The 22,109-nt window shown below is 46.4% G+C and carries 18 protein-coding genes and 1 riboswitch; of the genes, 7 read left to right on the forward strand and 11 right to left on the reverse strand.

The window, feature by feature from the left end:
• Window positions 1-33: 33 nt before the first annotated feature.
• Together FLM48_RS01035 and FLM48_RS01040 are read right to left on the reverse strand one after the other, a co-directional pair.
• Window positions 34-1,116: an efflux RND transporter periplasmic adaptor subunit gene (locus FLM48_RS01035; RefSeq protein WP_179022927.1), complete on the reverse strand. Its 1,083-nt coding sequence runs from the start codon at window positions 1,114-1,116 to the stop codon at window positions 34-36.
• Complete coding sequence (locus tag FLM48_RS01040; protein ID WP_179022929.1) at window positions 1,113-4,220, reverse strand: efflux RND transporter permease subunit; 3,108 nt, start codon at window positions 4,218-4,220, stop codon at window positions 1,113-1,115. Before FLM48_RS01040 ends, FLM48_RS01035 begins: the two co-directional genes overlap by 4 nt.
• Window positions 4,221-4,488: 268 nt before the next feature.
• Between FLM48_RS01040 and ftnA the strand changes: the two genes are divergently transcribed.
• Complete coding sequence (ftnA, locus tag FLM48_RS01045) at window positions 4,489-5,016, forward strand: non-heme ferritin (RefSeq protein ID WP_028772868.1); 528 nt, start codon at window positions 4,489-4,491, stop codon at window positions 5,014-5,016.
• A 38-nt stretch (window positions 5,017-5,054) separates the two neighbouring features.
• Here ftnA and FLM48_RS01050 read toward each other — a convergent pair whose 3' ends face one another.
• Both FLM48_RS01050 and ribB read right to left on the reverse strand, forming a co-directional pair.
• The gene (locus FLM48_RS01050) at window positions 5,055-8,279 is read right to left on the reverse strand and encodes an EAL domain-containing protein (protein ID WP_179022930.1); all 3,225 of its coding nucleotides are present in this window, start codon (window positions 8,277-8,279) and stop codon (window positions 5,055-5,057) included.
• A 289-nt stretch (window positions 8,280-8,568) separates the two neighbouring features.
• Window positions 8,569-9,222 carry a 3,4-dihydroxy-2-butanone-4-phosphate synthase gene (gene ribB / locus FLM48_RS01055; protein WP_179022932.1) on the reverse strand — a complete coding sequence of 218 codons (654 nt, stop codon included), beginning with the start codon at window positions 9,220-9,222 and terminating at the stop codon, window positions 8,569-8,571.
• 141 nt (window positions 9,223-9,363) lie between these two features.
• A riboswitch (FMN riboswitch) is annotated at window positions 9,364-9,547 on the reverse strand.
• A 146-nt stretch (window positions 9,548-9,693) separates the two neighbouring features.
• Between ribB and FLM48_RS01060 the strand changes: the two genes are divergently transcribed.
• The 5 genes from FLM48_RS01060 (at window position 9,694) to FLM48_RS01080 (ending at window position 13,797) form a co-directional block, all read left to right on the forward strand.
• On the forward strand, window positions 9,694-11,802 hold the full coding sequence (locus FLM48_RS01060) for a S9 family peptidase (RefSeq protein ID WP_179022934.1): 2,109 nt from the start codon (window positions 9,694-9,696) through the stop codon (window positions 11,800-11,802).
• Between the two features lie 282 nt (window positions 11,803-12,084).
• A complete protein-coding gene (locus tag FLM48_RS01065) occupies window positions 12,085-12,297 on the forward strand; it encodes a hypothetical protein (RefSeq protein ID WP_179022936.1) in 213 nt (70 codons plus the stop codon).
• 8 nt (window positions 12,298-12,305) lie between these two features.
• The gene (locus tag FLM48_RS01070) at window positions 12,306-12,500 is read left to right on the forward strand and encodes a hypothetical protein (RefSeq protein WP_179022938.1); all 195 of its coding nucleotides are present in this window, start codon (window positions 12,306-12,308) and stop codon (window positions 12,498-12,500) included.
• Entirely contained in the window at window positions 12,493-12,774 is a 282-nt protein-coding gene (locus FLM48_RS01075) for a GIY-YIG nuclease family protein (RefSeq protein WP_179022940.1), read from the forward strand. The genes FLM48_RS01070 and FLM48_RS01075 overlap by 8 nt, the downstream gene beginning before the upstream one ends.
• A gap of 219 nt (window positions 12,775-12,993) precedes the next feature.
• Window positions 12,994-13,797 carry a phosphatase PAP2 family protein gene (locus FLM48_RS01080; protein ID WP_179022942.1) on the forward strand — a complete coding sequence of 268 codons (804 nt, stop codon included), beginning with the start codon at window positions 12,994-12,996 and terminating at the stop codon, window positions 13,795-13,797.
• 134 nt (window positions 13,798-13,931) lie between these two features.
• Here the strand turns inward: FLM48_RS01080 and FLM48_RS01085 are convergent, their stop codons facing one another.
• Window positions 13,932-14,684 carry a DUF4097 family beta strand repeat-containing protein gene (locus FLM48_RS01085; RefSeq protein WP_179022944.1) on the reverse strand — a complete coding sequence of 251 codons (753 nt, stop codon included), beginning with the start codon at window positions 14,682-14,684 and terminating at the stop codon, window positions 13,932-13,934.
• Window positions 14,685-14,901: 217 nt separating this feature from the next.
• On the opposite strand from FLM48_RS01085, the gene FLM48_RS01090 reads away from it, so the two are divergent.
• Entirely contained in the window at window positions 14,902-15,687 is a 786-nt protein-coding gene (locus tag FLM48_RS01090; protein ID WP_179022945.1) for a bifunctional 2-polyprenyl-6-hydroxyphenol methylase/3-demethylubiquinol 3-O-methyltransferase UbiG, read from the forward strand.
• Window positions 15,688-15,732: 45 nt separating this feature from the next.
• On the opposite strand, the gene FLM48_RS01095 is transcribed toward FLM48_RS01090, so the two are convergent.
• From FLM48_RS01095 to hslO, 6 genes are all read right to left on the reverse strand, one after another.
• Window positions 15,733-17,574, reverse strand: coding sequence for a M14 family metallopeptidase (locus FLM48_RS01095; protein ID WP_028772875.1), 1,842 nt, complete (start codon window positions 17,572-17,574; stop codon window positions 15,733-15,735).
• 113 nt (window positions 17,575-17,687) lie between these two features.
• Window positions 17,688-18,428 (reverse strand): helix-turn-helix domain-containing protein, encoded by a 741-nt coding sequence (locus tag FLM48_RS01100; RefSeq protein ID WP_179022946.1) that lies wholly within the window; start codon window positions 18,426-18,428, stop codon window positions 17,688-17,690.
• A gap of 215 nt (window positions 18,429-18,643) precedes the next feature.
• Complete coding sequence (locus FLM48_RS01105; protein ID WP_179022948.1) at window positions 18,644-18,853, reverse strand: helix-turn-helix transcriptional regulator; 210 nt, start codon at window positions 18,851-18,853, stop codon at window positions 18,644-18,646.
• The gene (locus FLM48_RS01110; protein WP_179022950.1) at window positions 18,850-19,275 is read right to left on the reverse strand and encodes a hypothetical protein; all 426 of its coding nucleotides are present in this window, start codon (window positions 19,273-19,275) and stop codon (window positions 18,850-18,852) included. Before FLM48_RS01110 ends, FLM48_RS01105 begins: the two co-directional genes overlap by 4 nt.
• Window positions 19,276-19,468: 193 nt before the next feature.
• Window positions 19,469-21,025 carry a phosphoenolpyruvate carboxykinase gene (locus tag FLM48_RS01115; protein WP_179022952.1) on the reverse strand — a complete coding sequence of 519 codons (1,557 nt, stop codon included), beginning with the start codon at window positions 21,023-21,025 and terminating at the stop codon, window positions 19,469-19,471.
• A gap of 208 nt (window positions 21,026-21,233) precedes the next feature.
• Window positions 21,234-22,097, reverse strand: a complete 864-nt coding sequence (gene hslO / locus FLM48_RS01120; protein WP_179022954.1) for an Hsp33 family molecular chaperone HslO — start codon at window positions 22,095-22,097, stop codon at window positions 21,234-21,236.
• Window positions 22,098-22,109 lie beyond the last annotated feature (12 nt).

The following is a 22,109-nucleotide window of genomic DNA, read 5'->3' on the forward strand; positions in this document are numbered from 1 at the left end:
AGATGGACGCCGGAGAGAACTTTTTACTGCCCGTTACCCTGCGCCTAGTTGCTCAGTTTGTGGCAAAGATTGGCGCTGTACTTGTTGGCCATCCTGCAGTGTTTCTGCACCGCGGATCACCACAAAATCTTGTGGTTGTAACTGGCCATTCACCGCTATCCAGTCACCGTCACCATCACCCAGTTCAACGGCGATTTTAACCGCTTTTTCCTCGGCATCAATTTTAAATACATAGGCCCCCGTTGAACGTAAAATGATGGCATCACGTGGTACTAAGGTGGTCATCTTTTTCGGAGCAATGGGCAGTGCCAATGACACTAGCTCGCCAACATTAAATGACTCCTGCATATCGTAGGGTAGGTCAATGCGCGCTTCAAAAGTCTGTGAGCGAATATCTGACACCGGAATTAAGGCGCGAATACTGGCATCGAAATCGCCTTGGGTGTGATAAATATGCAGATTATCACCCACTTTGACTCGGCGGCTATGCTTCAGTGGGGCATGCAAGCGAATTTCTAGGTTATCAGGGTCTGTCATGCTGATAATTGACATTGCTCGGCTGACATCTTCCCCAGCTTGGTGAATACGCTCGGTGATGATACCGGCAAACGGTGCTTTGACTTCTGTTCTGCGCAGGTCATCTGCAATCATGCGTAATTTGATTTGCGCCAGTTTTAAGTTAGCTGCGGCTAAGTCTCGATCTGATTGCGCCTTATCTAGTTCTGTCTCAGAGGCATTTTTATTGACGATGAGCTTTTTTAAGCGCGCTAAATCACGATCTAAACGGGCTAGGCCGACTTGTTCGTACTCAATTTGTGCCTGTTGTTGATCGCGCTGCAGTAGCAATCGGGTTTGTTCTAGCTTGGCAATGGTGTCACCCGCGGCCACTCGGGTACCTGCCTCTTGAATCCACTCAAGCTTGCCGTCAATCCCAGCGGTTAACTCGGCATTATTGCGTGAGTGAACCGAGCCAATCACCATGATTTTAGGTGACAAAGGCCGATTCTCTACCTGCACCACTGACACCAGTCTTGGCGGTGTTTCAGGGGCATCGGCAGCTACGCTGTAAGGGCTTAGCAATAGCAATAAGGCTAAGACTAATGTTAGCGGATTCATGATTTGGCTCCTGATTGAGGTAAAGCAATATCGGTGGCTGATGCCGGTAAAGGGCGCTGTTCTCGATGGGTTAAGCGCAATAAGCTGGGCATCAATATTAATGTAAACAGTGCACTGAAGGTCATACCGCCAACAATCACTGCGGCTAAGCCTCGGTAAATTTCACTACCAACCCCTGGCACTAGCATGAGCGGCAGCATGCCGAAAATCGATGTCAATGTACTCATGTATACCGGCCGCGCTCGTGTTGCTACTGCTTGATAAATCGCGGCGTCGATGGGTAAACCACTTTGATGACCTTGACGGGTTTGGTCAACCAGCAAAATGGCATTATTGACCACCAGACCGAGCAAAATAATAAAGCCAATCATGGTCAACAGATCCAGACTCTGAAAGCTAAATAGATTGAGGATGCGCAGGCTGACCACCCCACCACAAATTGCCATCGGCATCGACAGCAATACTAACAAACTGTCTTTGGCAGATTTAAACATGGCAGACATTAACAGGAATAAAATGACCACAGCTAAAGCAAAGTTGGCGCCCATATCTTTGATGGTTTGATCGAGCTTATCGGCGCTACCTCTAAACATCAGTGAACTGTCGCTAGGTAGGGTCTTTTTCAAGGCGGGTATAGCATCGGCATTTAGGATCTCCAGCGCCTCGTCTAAAGACATATCAGCTGGAGGGAAAATAAGTAAACTCACGCTACGTTTGCCATTAACACGTTGCAGTTGCGTGGGGCCGACGGTGCGCTTTAATGTGGCGAGCTCGCCAATGGTTTGAATACCAGCAGCCTGAGTATAAACCGGCGTGGCGGCGAGTTGCTCTGGCACCTGCCATTTAGGCCCCTTGAGCAATACATCCATACGCTCATTGCCATCAAAATACTCGCCAACAAATAAGCCGGAAGTGTAGGCGCGCACCGCATTGGCGATTTGGGTGCGATCAACGCCAGCTTGGGCTAAGCGACGCTCGTTAGGTAGCAGTTGTAATTCAGGTTGTGCCATAGATAACCCTGGAATAGGGCGCACCACAGCACCGGGCAATGCTTCTTGAATCAGCCCCATACCTGCAGATGCTGAGGCCATTAGCGCTTCCATGTCGGCGCCCTGTAGATCGATATTGATTGCTCGGCCACCATTAAAACCAAATTGCAGCAGCGAACCGCGGTTGGTAAAAGCTTGAGTGTCGGGCAGGCCAATTAGGATCTCTTGGTTTAACAAGTCAATCATTTCATCGGCTTGCTGTGGGTCTTCTGGGTAGATAAATAGCACGTTAAAAGCCGAGTACATCGAGAAGTTGTAGCCGCGGATATAGGGCTGTTTCTCTTTGTCATAGTAGGGTCTAAGCCGTGCAATGATGGTGTCGCCTACCTCTTTTTCTAAGGTTTTAACGTTAGCCCCCGGTGGCAAGGAGAAAAAAGCGAATATGCCATCAGAACGGGCTTGCGGTAAAAAATCTGGCCGCGGCATTAATGCAACTGTTAGTACTAAGCTCCCCAGTATTAAAACGGCGCACCATAAGCTCGCACGTTTCTTATCCCCGGTAAGTAGTCGAATCACCTGAGTGAGTCTTTGCCATAAGCTATCTTGCTGGGACTGTTGATTGGCTGGCGTGAGTTTTAGCCACAACAGGCTAAATACTGGTATCAATGTAATGGCACTGAGTAGTGATGACACCACGGCAACTGACAAAGTAAGGGCAAGATCAGAAAACAGCTGACCTTCTACACCTGGCATAAATAAAATGGGCAAGAAAATGGCCACCGTGGTGGCGGTAGAAGCCATTAACGCACCTTTGACCTGAGCAGTGCCCTCGGCGATAGCCCGTTTGAGATCTTGGCCTTGCTGTAACAATCGAACAATGTTCTCTTGCACGATAATGGCCGCATCTAGGACTAGTCCTACGGCAAAGGCTAAGCCAGCTAAAGAGATCACATTCAGTGTTCGGCCCATGGCTTCAAGTGCGAAAAAGGCAATGAGTAGAGCAACGGGAATGGTTGAGGCAATCATTAATGTGGCGCGAAAACTACGTAAAAAGCTAAACAGAATCACGAGTGCCAACAAGACGCCGATGGCCAAGTTACCTTTAACCAGCAAGATGGCGCGCTTAATGTGCACCGACGCATCAAAGGATAAATCAATGACTAAGCCTGCTTCTTGTAACACCCCAGCATTGAGCTCTTTAATTGCTTGATTGACGCCATCGAGTACTTCTACGGTGTTGGCATCGAAGGTGCCCTCTAATGTCATGTAGTAGGCAGGATAACCATTGCGTTTGGTAAAGCCTTGTACTTCGGCTGTTGAGATTGATACCTCGGCCAGCTCATTGAGATAAATGGGGCGGCCTTCGTTATAGGCGACAATCAGGTTGCCTAAATTGTCAGGCGTATACTGGCCAATAAAACGCACTGTGTATTGGCGACGCCCCACATTGGCTGTGCCGCCAGAAATATCTGCTGCGCGAGACAAGGTGCTGCGCAGTTGGTCTAAGGTGATGCCTAAAGCGGCAGCTCGGTAAGGGTCAAATTCGATGTGTAACTCTTTTGGCAGGCGGCTTTGTAGTTGCACCGCGCCAACACCGGTAATTCTGCGCAGTCTAGGCTCTACCTGATCATCAATTAGTTTTTGATACTGGCCAAAATCGGTATTGGGATTACCCGGTGCCATCCGGATTAAAAGTGAGGCTAAATTGGGAGAACCGCTGCCGCCCCCGACGTTGATAAACGGCTCGTTGGCATCGAGCGGGCGTGGCGGAGTTTGATTTAAAGCATTGATTACATTAATCATTGCCTCTTGCATATTACTGCCCACCTCAAAGGTGAGGGTCACACCACCAAAACCTTGGGAGATGTTGGATGTCATCTCCACTACGCCTGGCACTTGGCGCAGCACGTTTTCTTGCGGCTCAATGATATTAGATTCCATCTCTTGTGGCGCAGCGGAGCGCCAGTTATTAAATACTGAGACTTGTGGTCGTTCAATATCGGGCAGCAATTGGATCGGCAATTGGGTAATAGCAAGCACACCAAAAATGGCGATCAGCAGCAAAGTGACTAAAGTGCCTGCTGGATTACTGGTGCTTATCTTAGTGAGGTTCATGGGTATCCTTTACCACGGGGATGTTTGCTATGACCGATTGATGTCCTATATAGACTAGAAGGTAAATGTTAATAGGTCTGTACGAAAAAGTTAGTAAATGTTGCGGTGGTACGTGTTAGTGAGTAACCCATTGGGAATGATAATAATTTGTATTTTATAAACAAGGATTTAGATTGCGGCAATAGAGTAAATAAGTTTGCAATTCATCAAGGGCTAAAACACAATATGCGTCAACAAAAATATAAATCGTGATTGATGAGGACGGAATATGCTGACGCAAACAATGATTGATCAGTTAAATGAACAGATTAATGTCGAGTTTTTCTCTTCTAACTTGTATTTACAGATGAGTGCATGGTGTGAAGATAAGGGCTTTGAAGGCGCAGCAAAATTTATGCGTGCCCATGCTGATGAAGAGATGCAACATATGCATCGCTTGTTTACTTATGTCAGCGAAACTGGCGGTATGCCGTTACTCGGTGCGATTGAAGCACCACAGGCAGAGTTCAATTCGCTATTAGCGCTATTTGAATACACCTACGAACATGAGCAGATGATCACTGCTAAAATCAACGCGTTGGCTCATGTGGCATTTACCAACCAAGACTATTCAACGTTTAATTTCTTGCAGTGGTATGTGTCTGAGCAACACGAAGAAGAAAAACTGTTTAAATCTATTGTTGATAAGATTCGCCTAGTGGGCGAAGACGGCAAGGCATTGTTCTTTGTTGATAAAGATTTGGCGCAAATGGCGGTAGAAGAATCAGCCAGCGTTATGACATCAACTGAAGCTTAACTGCGAGTAAGTTGGTTTAGGCAAGCACGATTGCTTGCCTAAATATTAAAAGATTGCCCTTCAAACCGATGTTTATCATCGGTTTTTGTTTTTAGTAAATTGAGTAACTGCACAGCAGGCAATGGCTTAGAAATATAGTAACCTTGGCCATAATCGCAGCCTAATTGTTGTAGATAGGCGTGCTGCTCTAACGTTTCAATCCCTTCCGCCACTAAGTTTAATTCTAAGCTTTTACCCATTTGGATTATGGCTTTAATCAGGTTTGCGTCTGAGTTTTTCTCAATCATATTGTCGATAAAGCTCTTATCGATTTTAATCACCGAAATAGGGAAGCGGGTTAAGTAGCTCAGTGAAGAGAAGCCGGTACCAAAGTCATCAATATAGATATCGATTCCCAAAGCACGAATCGATGCCAGCGCTTGCAGGCTAAGCTCTTTGTCTGCCATCAACATTGATTCAGTGATTTCAACGTGGACATAGCTAGGCTCAATATCTAGCTTTTGCAGCCAACCTTGTAGTAGGCAATGAAACGACTTTTGTTGGGCGTTAATCAACTGGCGGCCAGAGACATTGATTGCCATGTTGATCATATGACCTTGGTCATGCCATTGACGCAAATCAGTTAGTGCCTGCTGGACCACCCATTCACCTACGGGTTCTATCAAGCCGGTCTCTTCAGCAATCGGGATAAACGCATCGGGTGAAATGAGTCCCTGTTTGGGGTCGTTCCATCGGATCAGCGCCTCTACCGCCACGATATCACCGCTGTGCATATCGATAATTGGCTGATAATGCAGGCAAAAGTGATGATGAATCACCGCATGGCGCAAATGCTGTTCTAGCTCAATTCGCGCTATCATTTGCTGGTTCATTGTTGAAGAGAAATATCGGTACGTGTTACGTCCTTCCCCTTTGGCTTGGTACATTGCGGTTTCTGCATTGCGGGTGAGGGTTTCAATATCGTCGCCATTATCAGGGAACTGACTGATGCCCACACTCGCTGAGATCATCACTTCATTATTCAGTACACCGAATGGTGATGATAGGTGCTGCACAATTTGATCGGCCATACGTTGAATTGCTTGGGGGTTGGCAATTTTCTGCATGATGATAACAAACTCATCGCCGCTTAATCGAGCCAGAAAATCTTCTTTACCGAGTAAGGTTTCTAAGCGCGCGGCGACCAGTTTGAGTAACTCATTACCCGTGTTGTGGCCATAAATATCATTGGTGTATTTAAATCTATCAAGATCAATAAACAAAATGGCAATTGGTTGCCTGTCTTGAGTGGCCGCGTCCAGTGCTTCTTGAAAACGGGTGTTATATAAGTGTCGATTAGGCAGATTGGTTAATGCGTCAAAATTGGTTTTGTACCAAATGTCGTGTTCATATTTCTTGCGTTTACTGATATCCAAAAACAGCCCGATGTGATGCACAATATTGCCATCGTCATCACGAACCACAGTGATTGCCAGATATTCCGGATAAATCTGTCCATCTTTGCGGCGATTCCAAATCTCACCTTCCCAACGATCTTTCTCTTGTAAGGATTGCCACATTGAATCATAAAAACGGCGTGGCTGTTGGTTAGAATTAAGTATTGCTGGGCTGCGGCCTTTTACTTCATCTAGGGTATAGCCGGTTATTTGGGTAAAGGCGGGGTTGATCAGTTCAATCAAGTTATCTTTGTTGGTGACCACAATGCCTTCGGCGGAATACTCAAATACTGCCGCGGCGAGTTCCAGTTGTGAATGGGATTTTTTCCGTTCGTCCAGCATGGTATTGAGTGACTGCGATAGCTGCGCAATTTCATCATTGCCACGGACGGTAAAGCGATGTTCAAGCTGCGGATCTTTAGCCATATTCCCCATGGCGTTAACAATTTGAGTGATACTACCCACTAAGCTTCTAATGAGGTTGCGGCCAAAAAACAGTAATAAAACCAAGTTCAGTATGGCAATGCTAAAACCAATAATCAGGTAGCTGACTGCCTGTTGTCTTTCAGTGGCGCTCAATGTCGCTAACTCTTGGGTAATAGACGTACTTAATTGGTAAAGCGCTTCAATACGATGACTTGCCGTATTCCACCATTGCACATTCGATACCAAAGGCTGCTGTGCTTGCAGCACTTCTAATGCTTTTAGCATAGGTTGATCATTAATTCGCACGTGTTTGTCTTGGGCGCTAATGTCGTTGCCGGTCTGCTTTAACACGCTGAGCTCATCTAGATTGTGCTTGTACAAGCTGATCGTAGATTTGATTGCTGCCACGGCAGCCTGCTGCGCTTCGGTTAACCCGGGAGTATTGCTGAGCTGGTTGAGGTATTGCTGCAAGGTTTCTAGGTGGGTATGAAACAGCTGATAGTAGTGGTCTTCACCGCGTAACAGGTAGTTTTTAAAAGCGTGGATAAGGCCGCCGTAGCCCATTAATTTATTAATTTCATGGGCTTGGTCGACAATGCGCATTTGTACGGCAATATTGTCGCGCATGCTCAGCAGAGTGCTATTACTGTTGCTATTGAGTATTTGGTCTAGTACCTGTCGGTGTTGAGGCCGCATTGTCGATAACGCCTCTACAGTCTGTTCTTGTAGCTCGCTTTCAACGTGATTAATTGCCAGAAAAGTCTCTGACTCGAGTTGTTTTGAAGACAGTAAACGATTAACCAGTCCGCGTTGCTTGCCAGCGAGCTCTTGAATGTGCAGTACGTGCAACAGGTCGTTGTATGCTTGGCTTTGGGCAATACTATTGGATCTGATTTGTAACTGGTCGATAAAGCGCAGTAAGTTGAGGTTTAACTCTGAATAATAGTCAAAACTCTGATTGCCTTGCTTGCTATCAACTTGTTGTCGTACAGTTGTCAGTTGCTGCGTCAATAGCATGATGCGTTGAATTTTGACGGCTAAGCTCTTGTTGTGGTCAGCATTGTCGAACCACTGCAACAAACTGGTTAGGTTGGCGTTATCGAGTAACGCCGCGATGTGGCTGTCGGTAATTTCGCGTTGTGAAATCAACTTGCGTTGATATTGGTTGTCTTGACTGCTGAGATAGCCGGCCGATAAGCCGCGCTCTTTTTGCACTTCAAAAATTAACGACTCAATTTGCTGAGTGATAGTGATTGCGGTCGAATTGGTATGAGCAACATGGAAACGTTCAAACAAGGTTAACATGCGCAAAGTGCCAAAAATAAGCACTACCACAGTTGGAATGGCTGCAAACAGAATAAGCTTTTGTTTAAGGCTCATTCGATTCAACATTGACGCCATGGATCACTCCCTGTTGATAAATTGCGCCAGAGGTATCGCACCGCTGAAAAAGAAGAGTAGGATAATTATCATAGCCGTTATCCGATGTCATGGTTATTTCACCAAAGTCTAATCTAGGTCACGAAATTAATGTCAGCAGGGTTAATTAGCAACGTATTGTAATAGTTTGCAACTTATTGCTGTTGTTGATTTTTAAGGCAGATACGGCTAGAAGCTAAGCCTTGATGGCTTAAAGGCTAAACAATAAACTAGATATGGTATTTATTGTTTAGCCATAGTAAATAAATGCTTAGCTTGCTTGCGCTAAACTGGCTTTACGATAAGCGACAATATCTTCAATGCTTAATACCGGCATTGCGTGTTGCTTTGCAAACTCAATGATTTGCGGCAAGCGTGCCATCGTGCCATCTGGGTTGGTTACTTCACATAATACGCCCGCTGGCTTTAAGCCTGCGAGTATCATTAAATCAATTGTGCCCTCAGTGTGGCCACGTCGAGTAAATACTCCACCGGGTTGGGCGCGCAAAGGGTAGACATGTCCTGGTCGTGCTAGATCGCTAGCGACGGCATTGTCGGCAATGGCGGTTTTGATGGTGGTGACTCTGTCTGCGGCACTGACGCCGGTGGTGACTCCCTCTTTGGCTTCAATGCTCACAGTAAAGGCTGTGCCATATTGGCTCGAGTTGTCGCTTACCATAGGTGGCAGTGCTAAATGCTGACATTGCTCATCAGTTAGACAAAGACAGACGATGCCGCTGCATTCGCGAATCAACATGGCCATTTGCGCATTAGTGAGATGCTCAGCTGAAAAAATTAGGTCGCCCTCATTTTCTCGATCTTCGTCATCAACAACAAGTACACCTTGTCCTTGTTTGAGGGCTTCTAGCGCCGTCTCTACACGTTCAATGGCATTGCCATAAGGGGCTAATAGTGACTGATTCATGGTTTATTCCTTAGTAATACTTAAACATGGGTTTAGCCAGAATCAGGGCATTGGAAAAGTCATCTAACGCTAGACAATAAGCCTATTGTGATAGATGTATAAGCATAGGTCTGCTTACAGTGTGGACTGCATGCAGTTATCTTATATTCTCTTTCATCCGGACTTAGTACGCACCATGCGTTCATTACCGTCGGCTCTGGAGTTGCAGTTATGCGCACCAGATCTGCTGACCCTGTATTGAGTATGCTCAGTACAGGCGCTCGCGGGCTTAAGTGAAAACACTATCACCGCCGGTGGGGAGTCACACCCCGCCCTGAGAATGTATCTGCTAGTGATTTGCAGATGGGCGTATGTTGAACTGATTTAAGCCAAATAACAACCACGATTGATCACAAGTTGGCCATTAATTACTGTAGTGATTGGAGTCAATAAAGGCGTACACTAAGATGATTAACCCATAGATGCATCTAAGTGAGCTTAGGTGCTGGCGAGGATACGCTCACCGTGACCCAGTTTAATACTCAAGTTTGCCCGCCCGTTGCGGAGAAAAGATTGCATGTGCACAAGCAGCATGGCGTCAATCGTACCGATCATTATCACTGGCTTAGAGATGATCAACGCCAAGACCCGCAAGTGTTAGCCCACCTGCAGGCAGAAAAAGACTACTGTGATGCGGTCATGGCACCGATTGAGCCGTTAAAGCAGCAGTTGTTCACTGAATTGACCAGCCGATTAGATAAAGATGAGTCGAGTGTGCCCTATTATTGGCATCAGCACTGGTATCAGCAGCGATATTGCGCCGACAATGAATACCCTTTGTTTGAGCGTAGCCGTCAATACCAAGGTGAGTATCAATTAATGCTCGACCTCAATGAGCGTGCCAAGGGGCATGAGTTTTATGATTTGGGGGGCCTCGCAGTAAGTCCCAATGAGCAGTTGCTTGCGTTTGCAGAAGATACTTTAAGTCGACGTATCTATCGGGTGTATATTAAAGATCTGCACAGTGGCGAACTATTCGAAGACCAGCTGGATGGCATTGATGGTCAAATCGTGTGGTCGCAAGATAACTATCACTTGTTCTATATTGCTAAAGATCCGCAAACCTTGTTGGGTAATAAGGTTTACTGCCATCGTTTAGGTACGCCGCAGTCTGCAGACCGGCTGGTTTACCAAGAACAAGACGACAGCTTTTACTTAAGCCTCGGCAAAACCTTAGATGAATCCTTAATTACGCTGTGTCACGAGAGTACCGTTACCTCAGAAGTGTCAGTGCTGGCTGCAGATGCACCAACGGCGGATTTCAAGCCACTAATACCTCGGCAAACCGGCGTGGAATATGCGCTCGCAAAGCACCACCAAAGCTACTTCATTTTAACTAACTGGCAGGCGAGTAACTTTCAATTGTTACGTGCTGATGCGGCCAATATTGCCGACCGTGCTGAGTGGCAGGTGTTAATACCCGGGCGCGACGATGTGCGTATTGAAGATGTGCTGGCGCTACAAAATCATTTGGTCGTGCAGACACGTGAGCAAGGTTTAACCCATATCTACGTCTATGACTTAGATATGAAACTACTGTTTGAACTGCCTTTCAACGACAGTGCCTATGTTGCAGGTTTAGATGTTAACCCACGTCAAGACAGTGACAAATTACGAGTCTATTATTCCAGCCTGACTACGCCAGAGTCGGTGTATGAATACGAACTTAGCCATGGCGGCCAAGCCCGCTTGTTAAAACAGCAGCAGGTCGCGGGTGGGTTTAACCCTGATGATTATTGCAGTGAGCGACTATTTATCGATAGCCGTGATGCTTGCCAAATACCCGTGACACTCGTATATCGCCGTGATGCCTTTCAAGGTGATGGTAACAACTCACTTTATCAATATGGTTATGGTGCCTATGGCCATACCATAGAGCCTTGGTTTGATAGTGCGATATTGTCGCTACTTGATAGAGGCGTGGTCTACGCTATCGCTCATGTACGTGGCGGCGAGATGCTTGGGCGTCATTGGTATGATAGTGGCCGCATGTTCAATAAACAGAACAGCTTTAATGACTTTATCGATGTCAGTCGCGAGCTGATTAAGCTGGGCTATTGCCATCCGCAAAAATTGCTGGCCTCGGGTGGCAGTGCTGGTGGTTTATTGACCGGTAGTGTCATGAATCAAGCGCCTGATTTATATTGTGCTGTTGCCGCCCACGTGCCTTTTGTGGATGTGGTTTCAACGATGCTCGATGAAACGTTACCGCTGACAACCAATGAATATGATGAATGGGGCAACCCGAATGAGCGGGCAAGTTTTGATTATATGCTAAGTTATTCGCCCTACGATCAAGTGAGTGAACAGCCTTATCCACCAATATTGGTGACCAGTGGCCTCCATGATTCACAAGTACAGTATTTTGAGCCTGCTAAGTGGGTAGCAAAACTGCGAGAATACAGCTGTGGCGATCAACCTGTGCTGTTTGATATTGACCTTAGTGCCGGACATGGGGGGAAAAGTGGTCGCTATAAACACTATGAAGATGTGGCGACCGAATACGCTTTTATGTTTACCGTTCTCGGGATAGCAAGCTAAGCGTCAGCAACCTATATCTACAACGGGTGTGAAGTTTTTGTCGAAGCCATTTCATCGACATGCACGACAGTAGTATCGCCATACTTTTAGCTAGATGGCGATACTTACATGGCAGTAACACAGCTTCAAACTGAAAATAGCAATGACACCCAACAAGCATTTCTAGTCGCCTTGGTAGGTTTGTTGTTTATACATATATTAATGCTCAACTCATAGGTCAATCAGAGCCTGTTTTACCTGCTCAATCAAAGCCACTTATGGATTCCAGAGAGTGTGATCGCCATGATCAATGACCTCGGCAATGGCATTACTACGGGGGCGGTTGCCCTGTGTTATTTGGTGCGATATTCACAGCGCACCGGCAAAGTGTTGCTGGCCGCCGTGCTGAGTTTGGTCATGGTACCTTTGCTGAAACACTATTTCGATGCGCCGCGTCCAGCCGCTGCTGCACTGACTGGCAACTTAATCGAAGCAGGCAGTCGTTATGCTATTTAGGGATTTTGTTGGTCTTGATTGTCGTCGACAGCCAAAGTGGAGATGGCTTTGCTAATTTCCCTCAAGTGCAATGGATGCGCCAGGCCTTAATCGTATATAGTGGCCTGATGGTGTCTTACGCAATGTGGAATATGTTTGAATTAACGCCAAAGTTGGCACATAAACTGGCTAAATTTAAGCCGCTAAGGTTGGGGAATGACTGAAGCTGCTACAGGTGTTGCTAAGCCAACACAATGGTGGGTGTACATCATTCGCTGCGCAAAAGGCCAGCTTTATACCGGTATTACCACCGATGTGGCGCGGCGATTTGCTGAGCACAGTGACGGGGCCCCTAAAGGGGCTAAGTTTTTGCGAGGCAAGGGCCCATTAGCTTTGGTTTATCAAGAGCCACAGGCAGATCGCTCCAGTGCCTCTAAACGCGAGGCGGCGATTAAAAAGCTGAATAAAACACAAAAGTTAGCTCTGATCGCATCATAGATAAAATGATGCTGTCATTGCTTGCATGCTCACATTATTGGTTAGTATTTACCGCTAATAAACTATTTTTACTATTTATTGTTTAGTTAAATAGATGAATATATCCACACACGACTGTTTATCTGCAGCTATTTTGCTGCAGATTGAGGTCGGCATTCACTAAAATTTCACAGTGCTGTGTTTAAGCTGGCAAGATAGACTTATTGCGAGGAACACCCTGTGACAGAGCAGGTCATCTACCCAAAAGCGATAGTATCGCCAAGCGTACTCACCGATGTGAGTTTTAAACTCTTAGTATTGCTCTTGTTTGCGCTGCATCTATTACTACTCAATGATGCGACTAATTTGGCGGTATTTAGCCAACTTAATCAATTTGGCCAACTATTTGCGCCGGGCTTACTCGCCATGTTGACCGATATTGGTGACGGTGCAACACTTGGTTTTCTGGCACTTGCCTATTTAGTTTATCGCCCCGACATGGTGGCGAGAGTGGTTGTCGCCAGTATCATGTCTCTATTGTTGGTGCCCGCTTTGAAGGGCTATTACGATGCGCCTCGGCCTGCTGCAGTGTTAGATTTTCTACATATTATTGGTGAGACTCGTTTAAGTCATAGCTTTCCCTCTGGGCATGCTGCGACCGCTTTCTTGTTAGCGGGTCTGATTGTGTTGGCAACGCGTCAACTTTCGGTGCAATTGACTGTTATTGGCGTCGCATTGATGGTCGCAATGTCACGTGTAATGGTGGGAGCGCATTGGCCTGTTGATGTGGTGATGGGCGCATTTGTGGGGCTATTTTGCGCTTTTGTGGCTTGTCGCTTCATCCCTTTGGTGACATTGAGCCAAACTCGAGTACTGCAAGTATTTGGTTTCCTGTATTTAGTGCTGGTGGTCTGTATTGGCGAAAAGCTGATTGATCAAGCTTTGCTGTGGCAGGTCGTTGGGTTGCGGGTCGGATTGATTGTGTTAACTGCAGCGCTATTAGTTTATCGCTGGCGATATCCCGCCAAGTTTTCTGCTACGTAAGTAAATGCTAAGCTTTGGGGGATTATTTAACTAGGGTGGGCAGCGACATGTTCTAACTAGATTGATGTCGCTGCGCCGGGAAGATTGTGACTGCGCTTGTGTTTGGAACTGCGTATGGGACTGGGCGAGCCAGTTTACATCGCCATACTCCGTTCAACATTGTCGACGGTAACATCACCAGAGCCAGCATCGATGATGTTCAAGGCTTGTGCATTGTTGATATCGATATCTCCTGAGCCGTCATCGATGGTGACTTTACCGGCGACATCTCTAACACTGAGATCGCCCGAACCGTCGTTAATCATTACATCACCGCCAATGTTTACTAGCTCCATAGAGCCTGAACCATCGTCAACCGACACTTCACCTTGAATATCGCGCACCGCAATAGAACCGGAACCATCATTAATGGTGAGGTTGTTACCATTGGTGACGGACAGGCTGCCTGAACCATCGCTGATGGCAATGTTGGCGTTGACGCCATCGATGTCAATGGAGCCAGAACCATCTTCGATTTCCATGTTAAAGCGTGCCGGAACTCTGAGCGTTACGTCGATATAAGGTGAGCGCCCTGAGTGTGATTGGTCGTTGAAATCAGCGACAACAATGGCCTGATTACCTTGGCGTTTTAAAGATAAATTTGGGCTGATGCCGTCGCGGGTATAGATATCGGCTTCTAGTTTGACATGATTCAAACCAGCCACACCTTGAATATTGAGCGCTCCGGCACCAGTGGTCGCAATCAAGCCCTCTAGCTCAGTGGCATCGAGCTGCAAGGATTGGTGTTTATGTTCAAGTGGTGCCATGTTGGCTTTGCTGACATTGATGATGCAGCCAGATAAGCTGATAGCGCAAACAGTAGACAATAGTATCGAGCGTTTTAGCATGTGTATTCCCTTTTTAATCTAATTATTTCCTCATATGCTGTTTATAAAGCAGACTTTATGCCAGATTTTTATCTTGCTGTATTTATTGGCTTTTACCTCCTGCTACATGCGTGGGCGTCTGCTGTAATTGGCGCGATTTATCGAAAGGTGTTAGCTTTTACCGCAATTATTAGCACAATTGACCAAGTGCACAGAGATAGGAAGCCAATAGGAAGATATGGACTATTTAGCATTAAATAAAGCCGCGTGGGATGCGCGGACTAAAACTCATGTGGGCTCAAAATTTTATGATGTTGCGGGCTTTCTTGAAGGTAAAAGTTCGCTGAATGAAATTGAGCTCAGTGCCTTAGATGTTAAGGGCAAGTCCTTGTTGCATCTGCAATGTCATTTCGGCTTAGACACTTTATCGTGGGCAAGGGAAGGTGCCAAGGTCACGGGTGTTGATTTATCATCGGTGGCCATTGAACAGGCGCAGCAGTTAGCCACAAAAACCGATATTGACGCTGAGTTTGTATGTTGCGATCTCTATTCGGCAGCAGCGACGTTACAACGCCAGTTTGATGTAGTGTTTACCTCATACGGTGCCATCTGTTGGCTGCCCGACTTAGACAAATGGGCTGAGGTTATCGCCAGTAGTCTTAAGGCGGGTGGTCAGTTTTATATGGTGGAGTTTCACCCCGTTGAGGCGATGCTAGAGGGCTACAGTTATTTTGCTCAGGAGCAAGCTGATGTTGAGCAGGAGGGGACCTACACTGAGAACGCCAGCGATGAGAAGCACACCATGGTCACTTGGCCACATTCTTTGGCGAATGTGATTAGTGCATTGCTCAAGGCTGGGCTCTGTTTGCAACAATTTAGTGAGTTTGACTACTCACCCTACAATTGCTTTGCCGATATGATTGCCGGTGGCCAGCTGGGTGAAAGCGATGAGCGCTATTATATTTTGCATCAGCAACAGCGTATTCCATTATGCTTTTCCATTGCAGCGACCAAACCAGCTTAGTATTGGCACCAGCTATTCGTTAATGATTACTGGTACCGCTGCTGGCTACTGTGCGCTTAATACCGGATAAACACGATATTGCTGATCATAGTAGGGGCTGCGCTCATAAAACCAACGTAGACGGGCCTTAGGGTTAGTGGCAAACATGGGGTCAAGCAGCGCAGTATCAAACTCTGCTTGTAAGGCTGGGTTGTCGGCCAGCATCTGCGCGGCTAATGGCTCCACAGCATATTCTTCAATATACTCAGTTCGGGTAAAGATGGGGTTGAAGAACCCCCACTGCAGGAAGGAATCTGGAGACTGAGGTTCGAGCAGCAATATTGCTAGATCACCCAGCGGTTGCTTGGTGTCTATTTTCACTGTACCTGGCATTAAGGTGGTGGTGATCTTAGCTTGGTCTGTCGTCACCTCAACGCGCTGGCGGCTTTCATAACTTGACTCTGAAAAGTCATAGTCAGTAAAAGTTGTTTGCTGCAATGCCAATGTGGTTGGTTGACTGAGCGTTGTCATACGTACGCCGTGGATCGCTAAACGTTCTATCACTTGTTGCCATTGCGGCGGAATATAATAGGCGCTAGGGCGTTTAATGCGAATATCAGCTTTAGTGGAACCAATCACAGGTAAGTTAGGGTATAACTTAGGTTGGCCATTCCAGCGCACGACATCCGCACCGCTAATCTCACTCTTTTCTACGCTATAGTCGATGCCTTTAAAATCCCAACCTTGTGCCTGTTGTTCTTGCTTCCAGGTGAGCGTTACCATTTGCGGGTAGCGGAAATTGTCTTGCTGAATTGCCGCTCGAAGCTTACTCTTTTGCTGGCTAACGACTTTAAGACTGGCTTCTAACATCACATAGGTGCCTAACACTCGTTGTTTAAACGGCTTGAGACTATGATTTTCAATGAGAATTGTTGGCAAATGTCTGGCATCACCGTAACCGTTTGAGTAACGTGGACTGGGGTTCCATAGTGACAGGCCTTTACTCATATCGCGGTTATCCATCGCAAATACGAGTGGCCCTGGCACGTGACCTTGCGCGGTTAACGCTTGCTCTACGGCAGGGCGATATTGCTTTTCTAACCATTGGTAGCCGCTGGGGCTCATGCCTTGGGACAGGTTGTAGCCAAAAGTGACGTCATACTGATAATCAATGCCGTCAGTCACATGCACATCAATATATAGGTCAGGTTGCCAAAGGTTGATAGCGGCTAGCATGTGCTGCATTTCCAGCGCATCAGCTTTGGCGTAATCGCGATTGAGATTGAGATTGTTAGCTGTCGTTCGCCAGCCCATCTCTACCGGACCACGTTGATTGACGCGGTTTACATCGGTGCTACGCTCGTGCCCGTCAACACTGAAAATTGGTACAAATAATAAATTAGCATTGTCGAGCAACTCGGCTTTGTTGCCAAACACCATATCACGCAGCAACATCATACCGGCATCTTTACCGTCAATTTCACCCGAGTGAATACCGGCTTGCACGAGCAAAGTGGGTTTGCCAAGCTCTTGCAACTTTTGCGGATCATCGATGCCCTCTTTGGAGGCGACAATCATCCAGATGTCCCGGCCTTGAGGGCTTTTACCTAAACTGACTTTTTTGAACATGTCGGTCTGTTCAATAAGCTTATCCAGCCAGCTAAAGGTTTCGTCGTAACTCGGGCTGGTTTTTAGTCCGTGTTGTTCAAAAGGGGTCGCCCATTCATTATCGGCGGCGACAATAAGGGATTCGCTGTTACCTTGCCATTGCATAATGGGCGGTAAAATAGCATCGTTTACGTAGGTGTTGGCGCGTGTTGGCGTATGAGTGTGGTCAGCGGCGAGGGCACAAAAAGCAGTGCTACCGGCGAGTATGCTGACAAATGCGGTAAGTGATCGTAGGCGCATGATTAGTCATCCATCTTGAGGCAGATTTAGTATTAAGACTCCGTTATATTTCATTAATTTGCTGACAAGTGCAACCACTGAGCAACCGCCACATTGCTCATGGTTACATTGGTTTAAAGTGATTGATTATAGGTGAAGAGTTGATACAGCCGCCTTTCTAACCCAAAACCGACCACACCGCTAATAAACAGCATGACGCCAATAATTTGTAGCCATGCGTTAATGGGTTGCGGTACTTCCACCTGTTTATCTAAGGTATAGAGTCTTTTTCCTTGTGGATCATCGGCGACGAATTGTTGGCTTTGGTTCACTGCTGTGAGTATAAAGTGGACGTCTCGGCGTTGTTCCATTTCTAGCCGCTTTTGACTGCGTAGTTGGCGGTCATTCTCAGTTGTCATCGCCATTCGGTGTGACCAGGATGAGAAAATATCGAGTGGCTCTCCAGGTAACACAATCCCTAACGATTGATACTGAAACTGCTGCTGAGGAAATAGCTGTTTACTGACACCGGTATAGAACACCGTGACTCCGGCAACGATTAATAGTGCACAGAGGTAAAGGACCCGACGCTGGTAAATGAATTGATTTACTTTGCGATGATTAATGACGGTTTCAATGTCTGAAATTTGCATCAGTTGCTGGCGATACTTTTGTGTATCAATAGATTCGATAAACTCTGAAGTTGTCATTGCCAATGCTGTTAATAGTTGGCGAAATACGTCGTTGGATGGCAGCGACTTATCATTTTCCAGTTTAGAGAGATAAGATTGTTCAATACCAGCGAGCTCAGCTAACTCAGGCTGACTGAGGTTACGCTCGGTTCTGCACTGTTTAAGTCGTTTTCCTAATGTCATGCTGCTGTCCTTGTTTAACTGTGAATTAAATTGAGTGATTAAACAGTGACTACTCTTGGTTATTCATCAATTAATATGAAGATGAATATTGCAGCATAACAAGGAATATTAACGAAATCAGCGCTAATCAAGTTGGCTTGAGCTTTCAGTTAACTCAAGCTTTGTTCTAGCAGATTAGGTATCGCTTGTACCGTGGAGTGCAAGCGATATTAATATTAACGGTTGGGTTCTAAAGTCTCTTCTTGAAAGATTGATTCTATCGGGCTGTCAAACAGCCGCGCCAGTTTAAATGCCAACGGTAAACTCGGGTCATACTTACCCTTTTCAATAGCGTTAACGGTCTGACGTGATACTTCCAATTTGTCGGCTAAGTCAGCTTGAGTCCAGCGGCGCTGCGCCCGTAATTCTTTGAGGCGATTATTCATCGGTAAGCCAATCTTCCTTTAATGATGCCAACCATGTAGGTCACAGCGATAATGATAATGAGCAGCCACGGCTTAAGTTCAGGCACTAAGGCAGCATTTGCCAGTATTGAGCCGCTAGAGAATACGATAATAGCGACTCCCACCGCGATTGCTAGCGCATCTAACTGGACTTTTTTCTCTAGCTCATCAAGCTCAGTGATAAAGCGTTTAAAGGCCAACAACATCATAATACTGATGGTAATGTGTAGCAGCAACACTGCAGTAAAAACCACATCACGTAATGGAAACTCTAATCCAATAATCACGGTACCGAGTAACATGGTACTGGCCCATAACAAGGCCAACAGATTGACTCGATTTGCGTTGTGAATGTCGCGCTTGGGTAACCCCTTGGCGCAGATTGCTTCTATTATGGCTCGCATAAGTCTCCTTACTCATTCGTGTATCAAATAGTCAAACTCAAATGTAAAGCTTGCTTGACTTTAATTTAGGCTGAGCTGAACAATAAGTCAAGCTTGCTTTACTTTTTGTGTTGCGAGCATAAAAAATCCCGGCGCAGCGAAGCTGAAACCGGGATGTTTATCGGTAATAAAGCCGTGCTTTAAGTGCTAGCGATCAGGCTTTTGGGCCAGCATCTTTAATCGAGTCAGGCACTTGGTACTTAGCAAAGTTATCGCTAAAGCTCTGGGCCAACTTTTGTGCATACTCGTTGTATAGCGCTTGGTCTTCCCATGTGTTGATAGGGTTAAGTAGTTGGCTATCAACGCCGCTTACCGCGGTAGGAACATGCAAGTTAAGCTTTTCAAGATGCTCAGTTGCAACCCCTTTGAGTTCACCGCTTACAATCGCGTCAACAATGGCTCGAGTTGTCGGGATATCAAAACGTTTACCTACGCCATAAGGACCACCTGTCCACCCGGTATTCACGAGATAGACTTGGCTGTCAAATGCTTCGATACGCTTCATCAATAGCTCAGCATAAACGCCAGCTGGACGCGGGAAGAAAGGCGCACCAAAGCAGGTTGAGAACGTAGACTGAATAGCCGAGGTTGATCCCATTTCAGTTGAGCCAACTTTAGCGGTATAGCCTGACAGGAAGTGATAGGCCGCTTGTTCTTTGGTTAATACTGAAACCGGTGGCAGTACCCCTGAAACATCGCAGGTCAAAAAGACCACTGCGTGGGGTTCATTGCCGCGGTTTTCCTCTTTACGCTGGGCAATATGCTCTAAAGGATAAGCCGCACGACTGTTTTCAGTTAGCGTTGAATTACTGTAGTCAGGGATGCGTTGCTCATCCATAGTGACATTTTCCAGTACTGTGCCAAAACGAATCGCATCCCAAATAACCGGTTCATTCTTTTGACTCAAATCGATGCACTTGGCGTAGCAGCCGCCTTCAATGTTAAATACGCCACCGGGAGCCCAACCGTGTTCATCATCACCAATCAAGAAACGTTTAGGATCGGCTGACAAGGTGGTTTTCCCTGTGCCTGATAGGCCAAAGAATAGTGTAGTATCGCCATCGCTGCCCACGTTGGCAGAACAGTGCATAGGCAATACGCCTTTGGCTGGCAATAAGAAGTTCTGTACAGAGAACATCGACTTCTTCATTTCGCCAGCGTATTTCAAGCCTGCAAGCAGCACTTTACGATCGGCAAAATTGATAATCACAGTGGCATCAGAGTGGGTGCCGTCTCGCTCGGGCACACATTCAAAACCAGGTGCATTAACGATTTGCCATACAGGCTTGTCAGCTGGATTAAACTGCTCAGGAACGATAAATAAGTTGCGAGCAAACAGTTGATGCCAAGCGGTTTCGGTGGTGACTTGTATCGGTTGATAATGTGCAGGTTCGGCGCCTACTTCTAAGTCAGATTGAAAGGTCTCTTTATCTGCTAAGTAGTCCTGAACGCGGTCCCATAGGGCGTTAAAAGCTGTCATTTCGAACGGCTTATTAACTGCGCCCCAATCAATATCATTTTCGCTGCTAGGCTCTTTGACGATAAAGCGATCGTTAGGAGAGCGTCCGGTACGTTCGCCTGTTTTCGCGACAAGTGCACCATTGGCAGTCAATTGACCTTCTTGGCGTGCAAGGGCAAATTCGACAAGCTGTGCTGTTGAGGGATTTCTGTGAGTTTGGTTAGATCCATCCGCCATTTGTAAGGTCTCCATTTTGAGGTCGGGATGATTATGTTTCTGGTCTTACGCCAGTTATTTTTTGCTACTTTATAATTATTTTTAGGCTGATCACTCTTTGGTAATTTAGCCTTTGGCGTGATTGTAACTTATGCGTTGCGCAATGTGTGAGGAAGATCGCTAAATTGACCAAAAAAAAGAGGTAGCACACGGCTACCTCTTATTTTGGCAATCTTGCGGATAATTATTGTTTAGCCGCTGGCGCTTCCGTATTAGCAAAAATGGCTTCAATATCGATAGAGTCGAAGCTGTAGTTGCTATTGCAATACTCACAACCCATATCCACTTTACCCATTTCAGCGATGATGCTGTCAATTTCCGCCTTTGCTACTGTCTTTATCGCCTGGGCGCTGCGCTCACGTGAACAGGTACAGCTAAAGCTCACTGTGATCGGGTCAAACAAGCGCACTTGTTCTTGATGATAAAGTCGATGCAATACATCGGTAGCTGGCAGTTCGAACAACTCTTCTGCTTTAATTGTCGCCGTTAGCTGTTCTAAGTGCTCAAATTCAGCATTGTGGTCATTGTCGGTCGGCAGAACCTGAAGCAACATGCCCGCTGCCTGTTGGCCATTGGCAAACAGGTGGATACTGGTAGGCAACTGCTCTGATTGAGCAAAATACTGTTCTAAGCACTGGGCTAGTGTCTCTTTATCTAAGGCAACAACACCTTGGTAGCGCTCACCTTTAGTTGGCGTTAAGGTAATAACCATATGAGCTTGAGTGCCCATCAGTTCGGCTAGGCTTGCATCATCAGCCACCTCACCTTGCCAACGTGAGACGCCACGTAGTTGTTGCAGGTTATTGCCATTAATAACCGCAAGAGAAACGGGTCCATTACCTTGAACTTGGACGCTGATATCACCTGAGAACTTTAGTGTGGCGGTCAGCAGTGAGGTTGCGGCCATTAGCTGACCAAGCAGAATTTGAATCGCTACTGGGTATTGGTGGGCAGCCAAGATCTCTTGGTAGCTGCTTTCCAATTGCACGATTTCACCACGCACATCGGCGTTGTCGAATAGGTAACGGTGTAATGTATCTTTACTCATTTCAATCTCACG

The organism is Shewanella sp. Scap07 (assembly GCF_013394145.1).
Lineage (GTDB): Bacteria > Pseudomonadota > Gammaproteobacteria > Enterobacterales > Shewanellaceae > Shewanella > Shewanella waksmanii.